The sequence below is a fragment of the Anaerophaga thermohalophila str. Valhall genome, from assembly GCF_000250735.1.
Classification (GTDB): domain Bacteria; phylum Bacteroidota; class Bacteroidia; order Bacteroidales; family Marinilabiliaceae; genus Anaerophaga; species Anaerophaga thermohalophila_A.
The window spans coordinates 13,632-27,138 of the sequence record NZ_AHZV01000242.1 but is presented as its reverse complement, the minus strand read 5'-3'; the positions used below and the strand labels follow the sequence as shown (position 1 = coordinate 27,138).

Annotated in this window: 9 protein-coding genes; all 9 read left to right on the top strand. The window is 42.2% G+C overall.

Translation table 11 applies throughout. The annotated features are described in order from the left end of the window. The first annotated feature begins 262 nt into the window (after positions 1 to 262). The 9 genes from OQ5_RS22020 to OQ5_RS0112875 all read left to right on the top strand — a co-directional run bounded on the left by OQ5_RS22020 (position 263) and on the right by OQ5_RS0112875 (position 13,353). Positions 263 to 2,425: an alpha-L-fucosidase gene (locus tag OQ5_RS22020; protein ID WP_026055281.1), complete on the top strand. Its 2,163-nt coding sequence runs from the start codon at positions 263 to 265 to the stop codon at positions 2,423 to 2,425. Between the two features lie 40 nt (positions 2,426 to 2,465). Continuing rightward, positions 2,466 to 4,775 carry an ATP-dependent helicase gene (locus OQ5_RS0112925; protein WP_016777889.1) on the top strand — a complete coding sequence of 770 codons (2,310 nt, stop codon included), beginning with the start codon at positions 2,466 to 2,468 and terminating at the stop codon, positions 4,773 to 4,775. A 394-nt stretch (positions 4,776 to 5,169) separates the two neighbouring features. Continuing rightward, entirely contained in the window at positions 5,170 to 5,775 is a 606-nt protein-coding gene (locus OQ5_RS0112910; protein ID WP_026055280.1) for a DUF4290 domain-containing protein, read from the top strand. A 29-nt stretch (positions 5,776 to 5,804) separates the two neighbouring features. Then, positions 5,805 to 7,109: a UDP-N-acetylglucosamine 1-carboxyvinyltransferase gene (gene murA / locus OQ5_RS0112905; RefSeq protein WP_016777885.1), complete on the top strand. Its 1,305-nt coding sequence runs from the start codon at positions 5,805 to 5,807 to the stop codon at positions 7,107 to 7,109. 284 nt (positions 7,110 to 7,393) lie between these two features. Further along, positions 7,394 to 7,921, top strand: a complete 528-nt coding sequence (locus OQ5_RS0112900; protein WP_016777884.1) for a TlpA family protein disulfide reductase — start codon at positions 7,394 to 7,396, stop codon at positions 7,919 to 7,921. Between the two features lie 569 nt (positions 7,922 to 8,490). Next, entirely contained in the window at positions 8,491 to 9,141 is a 651-nt protein-coding gene (locus tag OQ5_RS0112895; protein ID WP_016777883.1) for a nucleotide exchange factor GrpE, read from the top strand. Positions 9,142 to 9,156: 15 nt separating this feature from the next. Next, positions 9,157 to 10,308, top strand: a complete 1,152-nt coding sequence (gene dnaJ, locus OQ5_RS0112890; RefSeq protein WP_016777882.1) for a molecular chaperone DnaJ — start codon at positions 9,157 to 9,159, stop codon at positions 10,306 to 10,308. A gap of 289 nt (positions 10,309 to 10,597) precedes the next feature. After that, the gene (locus OQ5_RS0112885) at positions 10,598 to 11,530 is read left to right on the top strand and encodes a LysR substrate-binding domain-containing protein (RefSeq protein WP_026055279.1); all 933 of its coding nucleotides are present in this window, start codon (positions 10,598 to 10,600) and stop codon (positions 11,528 to 11,530) included. 398 nt (positions 11,531 to 11,928) lie between these two features. Then, positions 11,929 to 13,353, top strand: a complete 1,425-nt coding sequence (locus tag OQ5_RS0112875; RefSeq protein ID WP_016777879.1) for an anthranilate synthase component I family protein — start codon at positions 11,929 to 11,931, stop codon at positions 13,351 to 13,353. The last annotated feature ends 154 nt before the right edge of the window (positions 13,354 to 13,507 follow it).

The window sequence follows — 13,507 nt, the reverse complement described above, 5'->3', positions numbered from 1 at the left end:
TTTTGATATAAGACGATTCATGAGTGCGGTATAAAAAGCATATTTTTGTCAAAATCAAGGCGTTTTAAATTTTTGTACCGGAGTTAACTCGTTGTTAATGAGGATGCAAAAATTTGAAACAACACAGAGCTTGGCAACAAAGATGCTTTTTAGACCGGGCTCATTCATACAATCTTATATACTGCATTAACAGATACAACCTTTAAATCACAAGCAATGGGTTTGCAACGTATTGTAAAAGTTTAATGAACTCTTGATAGCTATGCAAAAATATACAATGCTCATCGCACATATTATTCTTCTATCAGTTGCTCTGGTCTCTACCATGTGTTCAGATGCCAAAAAAGAGAAACAAGAACCAGAGCAAATCAATGAAGAAGTGGGATTACCAGTTGACCATCTGCAGCAATGGAATGCTGATAAACTCTCTTTGTTTGTTCATTTTGGTGTTTACTCGGTTTTAGGTGGCGAATGGGAAGGCAAAAAAGCTGAAAGAGCTGAAAATATATGGGCCGAAACCGGAATGTTTGCCGATGAATATGAACAAACTGCCAGAGATTTAACACCTAAAAACTGGGACCCGGCAAAGCTCATCAATCTTGCCAGAGACCTTGGTATCAAAAATATCATTTTCACAGTCAAACATCACGACGGTTTTTGTCTCTTCAAAACCGAAACAACCCCATTTAATATCGTCGACTTTACCACATTTGATCATGATCTGATGGAAGAAATAGCCGATGCTTGTAATAATGCCAATATCGGTATTGGAATCAACTTTTCACTGACCGACTGGCATTTGCCCGCAGCATCGCCTATGTCTTCACATTACGGAGCACCGGTTACCGAAGCCCATCATCAAAATAATCTTGACCAAATCAGGGAATTGCTAACCAATTATGGTGACATTTCTGCCATCTATTTCTATTCGGGAATAAATACGCCTGCCCAAAGCCGGGAATTGCGCGAACTCATAAAAAGTCTTCAACCACAGTGCCTTATCAGCAACGGAATTGGCAACAATATGGGTGATTTCATTGCTTCTCCTTTTAATCACGCACCGGTGATTATTCCGGATATTCCATGGATACAACGAAGTTCTGCATTGAGGCCATCTTTAGGATACAAAAAGAATAAAACAACTGTCGATACACTTGGTATTGCACGAAGCAAAATACGCGAATTGGTAAAAGTAATTTCGGAGGGTGGAAATTATGCTCTCAATCTTGCCCCCAAAGGAGACGGCTCCCTGGATGAATTGGAAAAAGAGATTTTGAACCATATGGGAAGATGGATCAAGGTTAACCGGGATGCTATCTTTCGCACGCAGAAGAATCCGCTTGGCGATACATCAAACTCATGGCTGGCTACCTGGAAAGATGACCATCTGTATCTGTTCATCGATTCGGTCCCTTCTTCACAGAAAATTGTTTTCTCAGCACCCGGCAATGAAATAGAAAAAGTGAGATTCCTTGGAAGCGGCATTGAACCGGCGTTTTTCAGTCGCGGACAAAAACATGAAATCACATGGACTTCTCCTGCCATGGCCGATCCGATGCAACTTCCTGTCCTTGAAGTAACAATGAAAGATACTATCCAACCGATTGCCGGTGAACCATTATATACCGCTCTCAACGATACAATCTCCCTTCATTTAAATAATGCCACCCCATTCAGAAGCATTTCCGGCATGGACAGACTTTCAGAGATACCATCGAACACAGCTTTGCGATGGAACCTTGGAATCAAACAAAAACCATCCGCCCTACTGAAATTTACTTCCTTCGAAGTGGGAAAAACCATTAAAATCAAGACGGAATCATCAGAGATGGTAGAAACACTAAAAGGCAATCGTAGTAACCTGATACGTTCAGAAAACGATACCATTCAGACCGGTCAGATATTCAGGTCAAAGCCCTTCTACGGAGCTTTAAAAGACCTTCATGTTAACCCAAACGGAAACAATCGCCTCCAAATTTCACACGGATCATGGATGGTAAATTCCGGACATAAAGACAATCTGAAACCATTGCCACTAACACATCATTACTATTATGTAGAAATCGATTCTGAGAATCCGCAAAAACATCTGTACCGGATAACCGGTAATGATGGTATTCAGGTTTGGCTAAACAAGGAGGAAGTGCTGCTTGCCGGAAATGATAATATGGAAAAACCCATGACTTGTGAGGTTGTACTCAATCTGAAGAAAGGAGAAAATATACTACTAATAAAAAATTTCAACCGGTGGGGAAATGAAGATCATTTCTCGCTTACCCCGATGCCCCAGGCCAGATGGCTGATCCAGTCCGTGGAAATACCCGAAAATCCTGGATTTATTGAAGTAACGGAGCAGAACAAAGAGAATGTCCACGCGGATATTTATATGCCTAACTTTTCTATCGAACTGATGTCCGAAAATTAAAGAATAGCTATATTCAAATTTTTGAAAACCGAAAGTTTCTGTGGAAAATTACCTGGAACAACTTAACGAAGCACAATACAAAGCAGTCGTCGATATAGACGGACCGGCACTGGTTATTGCCGGGGCCGGATCGGGAAAAACGCGTGTGCTTACTTATCGAATCGCGTATTTGTTGAGTAATGGCGTGCCACCCTGGAGTATTTTGGCGCTTACCTTCACCAATAAAGCCGCTCGTGAAATGAAGGAGCGCATTGGTCGGATTGTAGGTCAGGAAATGGCATCGAAACTCTGGATGGGTACATTTCATTCAATTTTTGCCCGAATTCTGAGGATGGAAGCCAAATACATTAATTTTCCGGCTACTTTTACCATATATGATACAACCGACTCAAAGAGCCTTATCAACGGCATCCTCAGAAATATGAAGCTGAACAAAGATAAAGCTTACAAACCGGGAACAATTCTCGGGCGTATTTCTTCTGCAAAAAATGACCTCATTGTACCGGCGGCATACGCACGTGATCAAAAACGAACCATGGCCGATGCAGCTGCCAATATCCGCATGATGCCTGAAATTTATGAACACTACATGCGCGAATGCAGAAAAGCAGGAGCCATGGATTTCGACGATCTTTTGCTAAATACAAACATCCTTTTTCGCGATCATCCCGAAGTATTAGCCAAATATCAGGAACGCTTCAAATATATCCTGGTTGATGAGTATCAGGACACCAACTTCTCTCAATATCTGATAACCAGGAAACTGGCCGAAAAACATAAAAACATCTGTGTGGTAGGTGATGATGCCCAGAGTATTTACAGCTTCCGGGGAGCTAAAATTGAGAATATACTTAACTTCAGAAATGACTATCCGGATTACAAACTTTTCAAGCTTGAACAAAACTACCGCTCCACGCAGACTATTGTCAACGCAGCAAACAGCATCATTGTAAGGAACAGGGGCCAAATACACAAAAAGGTCTATTCGCAAAACGATGAAGGTGCAAGAATCAATCTGATTCAGGCCCATTCCGATGTTGACGAGGGCTTTATTGTTGTCAACGACATTAACGAAGTTCGGCTCAGACACCAATGCCAATACAAGGATTTTGCAATTTTGTACCGTACCAATGCCCAGTCGAGAATTTTTGAAGAAGCGCTGCGTAAAAAAAACATACCTTATAAAATATATGGCGGCCTTTCTTTTTATCAGCGTAAAGAAATAAAGGACCTTTTAGCCTATCTGAGAGTATCGGTCAATCCGAACGACAATGAAGCCTTAAAAAGAATCATCAACTATCCGGCCAGGGGAATCGGCAAAACCACTATGGATAAAATTGAGGCTCTGGCCAACCACAACAATGTTAGCTTATGGGCTGTTCTCACCAATCCGGCCCTTCCCAACGCCGGCTTCAATACCGGAACACTCAGAAAACTAAATAGCTTTACCCGGCTTATTTCCGGGTTTATCAGTCAGGTGCCAAACCTCTCGGCATTCGATATTACAAATGAAATTGCTACGCAAAGCGGTATCCTGAAAGAGCTGCATCAGGACAAAACACATGAAAGCCAGACACGACTCGAAAACCTGGAAGAACTGTTTAACGCCATTCGCGAGTTTTCTGACGACAGACAGGAAAGCGGGGATAGTAACGGACTTGTTGATTTTTTGCAGGAAGTCTCTCTTCTGACAGACCAGGATACAGAAAAACCCGACGACATCAACAAAGTAACCCTCATGACCATTCATTCCGCCAAAGGACTCGAATTCAAAAACGTTTATATCGTCGGTATTGAAGAAGGATTGTTCCCGTCAGGCATGGCCTCAACAAGCGAAGCAGGCCTGGAAGAAGAGCGACGTCTGTTCTATGTAGCGTTAACAAGAGCACAGGAAAGAGCCACGCTCACCTTCTCACGAAGCCGGTATAAATTCGGCGAGCTGACTTTTGCCCGCCCCAGTCGCTTCCTTGGCGAAATTGATCAGTCATACCTCAACATCCCCGGGGAAACCAGCAGCTTCGCTCCGCCAAAAACACCCCTGAGCAGTAAAAGAATGTCCGAAAGACGTTCATTCAATTTCAAAGAGAGACTTCCCGGCACGAATCAAAAAGTAAATTTTTCAGGAAAAGTATTGAACAGACAATCTGCTACAAAAAAGTTTGATGGCTATGATCCGGTCGGTGGAAAAGAAATACAGCCGGGCATTATTGTAGAACACGAACGTTTTGGACGAGGTAAAGTACTGCATATTGAAGGAGAACACCCTAACGTTAAAGCCACAGTCTTTTTTAATAATGCCGGACAAAAACAATTGCTGCTAAAATTTGCCAAACTTAAAATAATCTCTTAGTTTTGCAAGACAATTAGTCTACAAAGGATTACGACCACGAAAATTCGTCATACTTACCAGACAAAATTGTATTTAGCTAATTTTTTTAAGGCAGATACAATATTTATTGATACAAAAGCCGATATTTGCAGACCCGGAAATGCCATTTTAAGCTTACTTATGAAACGAGCAGGGAGTTGTGATTTCTCCAAACTGCCAATCAGAAATCTGTCTCGCATCGTTTGATGTACATTAACCAATTGAGAGCCACAGTTTTATTTTATTTTTAAGATAACAACCCGGAATATAAAATTCAATCCGGAGATTTTTCTTTATCAGAAACATGCTGTTGTGTTCGGATATTTGTTTTCCTGACCCCACCGGCAACAGCGAAGTCAAACATTTCTTACAACCAATGGATTATAATTCGAACCGAAAAAAACTGGTTTTACCTGAATATGGTCGTCATATTCAGAAGATGGTAGACCATGCGTGTACCATAGAGGACCGGGAAGAAAGAACCCGCTTTGCAAAAGCCATCATCGGCGTCATGGGAAATCTGTTTCCTCATTTACGCGATGTCAGCGATTTCAAACACAAATTGTGGGACCATCTGGCCATCATGGCGAATTTCAAACTCGACATTGATTACCCTTACGATCCGCCGGCCAGGGAAAACTTTAACGCAAAGCCGGACCCTATTTATTACAATCAGGGAAACATGACCTTTAAGCATTATGGCCGCCTTGTGGAACAAATGATAAACGAAGCTGCCAAAATGGAAGAAGGACCCCTTAAACGTCATCTGATAATGCTTATCGGAAACCACATGAAAAAATCCCTGTCTAACTGGAACAAAGATAATGCAACCGACGACAGGATACTGAGTGATATGGAACGTCTGTCAAAGGGAAAGCTCAAGTTTGAAGGTCAACCACGCATTGCTGATTTCAGGGAGCACCAGCCAAGCAACAATAATCATGGCCGCCAGAGAAAAAAGCACATCCGTAAAAATAATTAATTCCAAAACCGACCCAATACTTCGGAACTATGAGCAGCTTTGAAGTCGCAGGCGGCCGTCCGCTTAAAGGAGAAATCACTCCCCAGGGAGCTAAAAATGAAGCGCTGCAGGTTATTTGTGCCACCCTGTTGACGCCCGAAACAGTGACCATCGACAACCTTCCCGATATTCTGGATGTCAATAATCTGGTAGAGCTTCTACGCGACCTCGGTGTTTCAATTCAAAAAGTCTCCCGGCGGAAATACAGCTTCAGTGCCGTTAATATAAATCTGGACTACCTGAAGACCAAAGAATTCAAAAAAAGAGCCTCTTCGCTCAGGGGCTCTATTATGATAATGGGCCCGTTGCTTGCCAGATTCGGAAAAGCTTTTTTCCCAAAGCCCGGCGGTGATAAGATAGGAAGACGTCGAATGGATACGCACTTCTACGGCTTTGAGAAGCTGGGCGCATCGTTCGACTTCAACTCTGAAGATATTTTTTATACCGTACATGCAGAAAATTTAAAGGGTAGCTATATGCTGCTCGATGAGGCTTCCGTCACAGGCACCGCCAATATAGTTATGGCTGCTGTACTAACCCCGGGCACAACAACAATTTATAATGCCGCCTGTGAACCTTATATTCAGCAATTATGCAAAATGCTGGTAAGCATGGGTGCGCGTATCAACGGTATCGGCTCAAATCTCCTGACCATAGAAGGAGTGTCCCGGTTAAGAGGATGTGAACACAGGGTGTTGTCCGACATGATTGAAATAGGAAGTTTTATTGGTCTGGCTGCAATGACCGGCAGCGAAATTACCATCAAAGATGCTGCTACTGAACACCTTGGAATCATTCCTCTGGCTTTCAGGAGGATGGGAATAACCATGGAGATCAGTAACAACAATATTTATATCCCCCCAAAACAAAAATATGCCATCGAAACTTTCATAGACGGCTCTATTATGACCATATCGGATGCACCATGGCCGGGACTGACTCCCGACCTCCTGAGCGTATTTCTGGTAGTTGCGACTCAGGCCAACGGAAGCGTTCTAATCCATCAGAAAATGTTCGAGAGTCGCTTGTTTTTCGTGGATAAATTAATCGACATGGGTGCCCGAATCATCCTCTGCGACCCCCACAGGGCAACTGTAATAGGGCTAAACCAGGAAACACCATTAAGAGGAAGTGTAATGACTTCTCCCGATATCAGGGCAGGCGTGGCATTATTAATTGCAGCTCTCTCTGCCAAGGGAAAAAGCACCATCCACAACATAGAACAAATCGACAGGGGATACGAAAAAATAGATGAAAGATTAAACCCCCTTGGTGCAGAAATTAGCCGTATTTAAAGAATTTATTCTTTATTAATCTACTCAAGTTTGTCTTTTTTACATGTTTTTAACTACTTACAAGTAATTGAATGTCAGTGTTTTAATTTTAGTCGCCTAAAAATTAACATTATTTTTCAAAAATCCAAATAAACTCATCTTTATTTTTCCTGTTTTACAGCATAGTTTTGTTTCGAAAAAAAGTTCACTGGTCACATAATTATAGTTGTTCATCGAAAAACTTTGACCAGTCCAAATTATTTATTGAAACTTTGCGGTGTAACAAACGAGGAAAGATTTTACTTATGAGGAACAAGTTACTATTAATCACCATTTTGGCCGGTATTCTATTCCTGTCATTCATCAACGGTTCACCAGAACCACAGGTGGGAACAGATGTCGGGAACAAGGTTCCTGATATAAACCGGCCCCTGATCAACGGTGTTCCGTTTCATTCGGACAGCCTGCGGGGAAAAATGGTGCTTTACGATTTCTGGGCATCCTATGATGCTCCGTCGAGACTTGAAAGCTACAAAAAAAGGGAAGTATATCAAAGATTTCATAATCAAACGTTTCTGAATGGTGAAAAATTTGTTATAGTCAGCATTTCTCTCGACAGATTTAAAACGCCTTTGATGCAGGTTATCGAGAGCGATAGTTTATTTGATATGTATCATATCTGCACATTCGAAGGCAGAGATTCGGAAATTGCCAGAAAATTTGATGCTACCCGCAAAATGAAAGATTATCTGGTGGACGGCCACGGACGTATTGTCGCTGTTGGAACAAGCATTGAAGAAATAGAACAAGACCTGGTAAGATTGCAACGATAAAAGTTGCATGAAAACCGACACTACTTATTATTTAAAGGGACACAAAGGCAGTAAAAGAAAAATATCTTTTGCTGTCTTTGTCATTTTTACCGCCCGGTAAAGTGTCAAAATGTCCCGGTTTTTAATATGGCAAAGAAATTGTATACTTTTGTCGGCTAAATATTAAATAGTGTCTGTCCATAAAGTACCATTTGCTGTGTTACGCTCGCCGCCAAAATACTCATTTACGTGTAGTAAACTCCGTTTTTGGCGGCTTCTCAAGCCTTGCAACTGGCACTTTCTGAACAGACACACATATTGTAAAAATCTTTGCGAGTTTATAGACACGCACTAAATAGTGTTCGTCTATAAATTACGCAAAAGTTGTTTCTGGCCATGTGGAAATTTTTGCAAGTATATAGACACAATAGTCAGTTAAAAAAGCCTAAACGCAGAAAGACGCAATGACACAAAATTTTTATTATGAGAGAGTTGTGGCTTGCCGATAATCGGGCATTGTAACAGATCATTTATGAATAATGCATGATAGCTAAGTCTAAAAGAGAATTGTATTAAAAATATTTCAGGAGATGAGCAGAAAAAAAGTAACGGAAGAAAATAAAAAGCAGGAAGAGAAGCAAAATACCGGGCAACAAAAAAATAGCAAAAAAGCAGAAAAAGAAACCATATCTACCGACCGGCAAGAAGTAGAAGAGCAAGAAGAAAAGAGCGAAGTAGAAGAAGAAAGCCGGCAGGAGCAGGAATGCAAAGAAGCAAAGGAAGACGCCCGTGACGAAATAGAACTTTTGAAACGGCAATTGGAAGACCTGAATGACAAACATCTGCGATTAATTGCCGAATACGATAACTTCCGCAAACGTACGCTCAGAGAAAAAATGGAACTCTCAAAAAGTGCGGGAGAAGGGTTGTTGCTTGGTCTTCTGCCGGTGATAGATGATTTTGACCGTGCCAGAGCGCATTTGGGTACTGCCAGCGATCTGGATGCCGTAAAAGAAGGTATCGGCCTGATATACAACAAATTTAAAGAATTTTTGAAACAGCAGGGTGTTACAGAAATAGAGACCGAAGAGCAGGAATTTGACAGTGAATTGCATGAAGCGGTTACTAAGATACCTGCTCCCTCTGAAGATAAAAAAGGCAAAATCATCGATTGTATTCAAAAAGGCTATAAACTTAACGACAAAGTAATAAGGTATCCAAAAGTTGTCGTAGGCGAATAAAACCCAATCATTATCATGTCAAAAAGGGACTATTACGAAGTACTGGAGGTTTCGAGAAATGCAAGTGCAGAAGAAATAAAAAAAGCTTACCGCAAAAAGGCCTTAAAATATCACCCGGACAAAAATCCAGGTGACAAAGAGGCAGAAAACAAATTTAAGGAAGCGGCAGAAGCCTACGAAGTACTCGGTAACGCAGAAAAGCGACAAAGATACGACCAATTCGGACACGCCGGTGTTGGTGGAGCTTCCGGTAGCGGCTTTGGAGGTGGAGGAATGACTATGGAAGACATTTTTTCACACTTCGGCGATATTTTTGGCGGCGGTTTTGGCAGCTTTGGTGGATTCGGCGGTTTTGGCGGCTCCTCAAGAGGCAGCCAGAGAGTTAATAAAGGTTCCAATCTGCGGGTAAAAGTCAAGTTAACATTAAAAGAAATTGCCAACGGCGTAGAGAAAAAAATTAAAGTCAAGAAATACGTTGCCTGTGAGTATTGCAACGGTACAGGTGCCGAAAACGGGACTGCTTACAGCACATGTTCTACCTGTGGAGGAACCGGACGCGTAACCAGAGTTGCCAATACCCTGCTGGGACAGATGCAGACCAGATCTACCTGCCCGACTTGTGGTGGCGAAGGAAAAACCATCACAAAGAAATGTCCGCATTGTAATGGTGATGGCGTTATCCGCAAAGAAGAAATTATCACCATCAACATTCCGGCAGGTGTGGAAGAGGGGATGCAGCTCTCTGTTTCAGGGAAGGGGAATGCTGCACGTCGAGGCGGAATAAACGGTGATTTGCTGGTACATATCGAAGAAGAAAAGCACCCCGAACTGACCAGGGATGGAAGCAACCTTATATACAATCTCCAGCTTAGTGTTCCGGATGCTATACTGGGGACGGCTGCTGAAATTCCGACAGTTGAAGGAAAAGTGAAAGTGAAAATAGAACCCGGAACACAACCCGGAAAAATACTCAGATTACGCGGAAAAGGTCTACCCGAAGTCAACAGTTATCATCAGGGAGACATGTTGGTCAGAATAAATGTCTGGATACCAGCCGATCTCTCAAAAGATGAAAGAAAATTAATGGAAAAAATGAAAGAGTCAGACTCCTTCACACCACGCAAGGAACAAAACGGTTTTTTCAGTAAAATGAAGGACATCTTTTAGCAGACGATTTTTTTCTCAGAAGTTTTCATTTATGCCGGTGAGCAGACATAATGGCTGAGAAATAAAAATATACTTATGAGCCCGGTCTAAAAAGCATCTTTGTTGCCAAACTCTGTGTTGTTTTAAATTTTTGCATCCTCATTAACGACGAGTTAACTCCGGTGCAAAAATTTAAAACGCCTTGATTTTTACAAAAATATGCTTTTTATACCGCACTTATACTTATTCAAAAACGGGAATCAATCGGTTTCCGTTTTTTTATAACTTTTGCACCAAATACTCAGATATCATGAACATTCAACAACTCGAGTACATTGTCGCCCTGGACGATCACAGACACTTTGTGGATGCAGCCGAAAGTTGCCACATTACCCAGCCTACCCTCACCATGCAGGTGAGAAAACTGGAAGAGGAAATTGGTGTACAAATATTCAACAGGGGTAAAAAACCGATTGAACCCACCCAGGCTGGCGAAGAAATCATTATTCGCGCTCGTCAGATATTGCGCGAAATCAGTGATTTACGAAATTATGTATCAACAGAACAAAAAAGCATCGAAGGTGAGTTCAGACTGGGTATTATTCCTACCCTTGCGCCTTACCTTATTCCACGCTTTTTGCCTCAATTCGTCGAGGAAAACCCAAAAACACATTTGCGCATTGAAGAAATCGAATCGGAACAGCTGTTAAAAGCTCTGCACAACGACAGAATTGATATCGGACTCATGGTAACACCGGCCGAAGAGAAACAAATCAGGGAAATACCCCTTTTTTACGAACCTTTTCTTTTCTATGCGCCTTATGACCATCCCTTTATGCATAACGAGCTGATTGAGGACAAGCTTCTCGACCCTGCAAAAGTACTCGTACTAACAGAAGGACATTGCTTCAGGAACCAGACACTCGACATTTGTGGTAAAAACAATCAAAACAACAACGCCTTCGGTTTTTTCTATGAAAGCGGCAGTATTGAAGCCTTGAAGTCCATGGTTAGAAAGGGAATCGGTTACACTCTGGTACCCGAACTCTCGGTGGAACCAATGACAGACAAGCCTTTTGTTCGCCGATTTACCGAACCAGAGCCGGTGCGGGAAGTAAGCATTGTGGCACACCAGAATTTTACCCGACAGTTACTCATCGACCGCCTCAAGGATGCTGTGCAAAATAATTTGCCCGAAAACATCAAGAAGACCAAGAGTGTTAAGAAAATAAAGTGGAGGTAGTTTAACCTGCTTTATTCACAGCACAACAACAGCCATCGTGCTTTGCCCACTCCCTGTCAGAAAAATTGCAATCGAAAAAAACCAAATCTCTTGCATTTAAAAAAATCATTCCTTATACTTGCAAAATCAAAACATAACAAAAATCATAAAAACAGGGCAAAAAAATGAATGCCCTGAAAACAGAACAGAAATATTTTCCAGACATGAGCAATACATTTTACAATATTTGGTGGTGGCGTCATTTTTTTCTTCCTCTTACGGGGTGAAGGTGACAGCCTCATGCTTATATTGTAAATAAGATGATAGTATTAAAGGCTTGCCGAACCCCGGCAAGCCTTTTTTTGTAATAAACCAACATGCCAGAAACCATATTTTGCAACAATACTAAAAACCGACCTATGAAGAAACAAAAATTAAACCTCGTGTGCAGTCGCATACCTGCCCATGTAGGCGACATTGTAACACCGGTCAGCATCTACCTGAAGTTGCGCGATCTTTTCCCCAACACCATCCTGCTGGAAAGCTCCGACTATCATGGAGGCCATAATTCACTTTCGTTCATCTGCTTTAAGCCGATGGCCGATTTTATCGTCGAAAATGAAACCGTAAAATGCCGTTATACCGATGGCTCGGTTGACGAAACTCAGCTTCCGGCGGAAAAATCAGTGCCGGTTTTGATACAGAACTTCATCGACAGCTTTGATATTCCTGAAAAAGAACAAAAAAGTTGTCCGGTTCCGGCTTATGGGCTATTTGGTTATACTGCTTATGATGCGGTTCGGTATTTCGAAGACCTGGAACTCGACATCAACACCGAAGCACCTCATGCCATCCCTGACATTCGCTATCACCTCTATCGTTCGGTTATTGCTTTTAATCATTTTACCAATCAACTGTTTCTGGTGGAGCATCTCCTTCCCGGAGAAAAATCGCAGCTCAACGAAACGCTGGAAATACTAAAAAGCAGGTCAGTTCCGTCCTTCACTTTCCAACCCGTCGAAGACGAACGCTCTCCCCTCGATGGTAAAACCTACATGCAGATGGTTACTCGTGGGAAGGAGCACTGTCACCGCGGCGATGTTTTTCAGATTGTTTTGTCAAGGCAGTTTCAGCAATCGTTCAAAGGCGACGAATTCAATGTTTACCGGGCATTGCGCCACATTAATCCTTCCCCCTATCTTTTTTATTTCGATTATGGCAATTATCGCCTGATGGGGTCATCACCCGAGAGCCAGCTCATTATTGAAAGCGGGGTGGCAACCATCAATCCGATAGCAGGAACATTTCGCCGTACCGGGGACGACCTGAAAGACATGAAACTGGCCGAAGAGCTGGGTAAGGACCCGAAAGAAAATGCCGAACACGTCATGCTTGTCGATCTGGCCCGAAACGATCTGGGACGCAACTGCCGCGAAGTAGAGGTTAAAACTTACAAGGAAGTCCAGTACTACAGTCATGTTTTACACCTTGTGTCAGAAGTCAACGGAAAACTTCGTAATCCCAAAGATATTGCCAAAGTAATGGCTGATACCTTTCCGGCAGGAACTCTATCAGGCGCTCCCAAATATAAAGCCATGGAACTAATCAATAAATATGAACCCCACAACCGGGGGTATTATGGTGGCTGCATTGGCAAAATGGGACTGGACGGCTCCTTCAACCAGGCCATTATGATTCGCTCGTTCCTCAGCAAAGACAATACCTTGTTTTATCAGGCCGGCGCAGGCATTGTTTCAGAATCGGTGGAAGAAAAAGAATTACAGGAAGTCAATAATAAACTGGGTGCTCTGAAATCGGCAATTGAAATGGCAAGAGATTTCTGAGAAAAGTGGTTAGCTGGCAATAATTAATGCTCGTCTATAAACACGCAAAAGTTTTTACAAAATGTGTGTCTGTTCAGAAAGTGCCAGTTGCAATGCCTGCCTCGATATCATCGGGGAGTGACCGGACTCGTTTAATCATAACATTTAAACCAAG

Bases quoted from the DNA above. Each gene is read 5' to 3' on its own strand.
- OQ5_RS22020 (WP_026055281.1), top strand. From the start codon at position 263: ATGCAAAAATATACAATGCTCATCGCACATATTATTCTTCTATCAGTT.
- OQ5_RS0112910 (WP_026055280.1), top strand. From the start codon at position 5,170: ATGGATTATAATTCGAACCGAAAAAAACTGGTTTTACCTGAATATGGT.
- murA (WP_016777885.1), top strand. From the start codon at position 5,805: ATGAGCAGCTTTGAAGTCGCAGGCGGCCGTCCGCTTAAAGGAGAAATC.
- OQ5_RS0112900 (WP_016777884.1), top strand. From the start codon at position 7,394: ATGAGGAACAAGTTACTATTAATCACCATTTTGGCCGGTATTCTATTC.
- OQ5_RS0112895 (WP_016777883.1), top strand. From the start codon at position 8,491: ATGAGCAGAAAAAAAGTAACGGAAGAAAATAAAAAGCAGGAAGAGAAG.
- dnaJ (WP_016777882.1), top strand. From the start codon at position 9,157: ATGTCAAAAAGGGACTATTACGAAGTACTGGAGGTTTCGAGAAATGCA.
- OQ5_RS0112885 (WP_026055279.1), top strand. From the start codon at position 10,598: ATGAACATTCAACAACTCGAGTACATTGTCGCCCTGGACGATCACAGA.
- OQ5_RS0112875 (WP_016777879.1), top strand. From the start codon at position 11,929: ATGAAGAAACAAAAATTAAACCTCGTGTGCAGTCGCATACCTGCCCAT.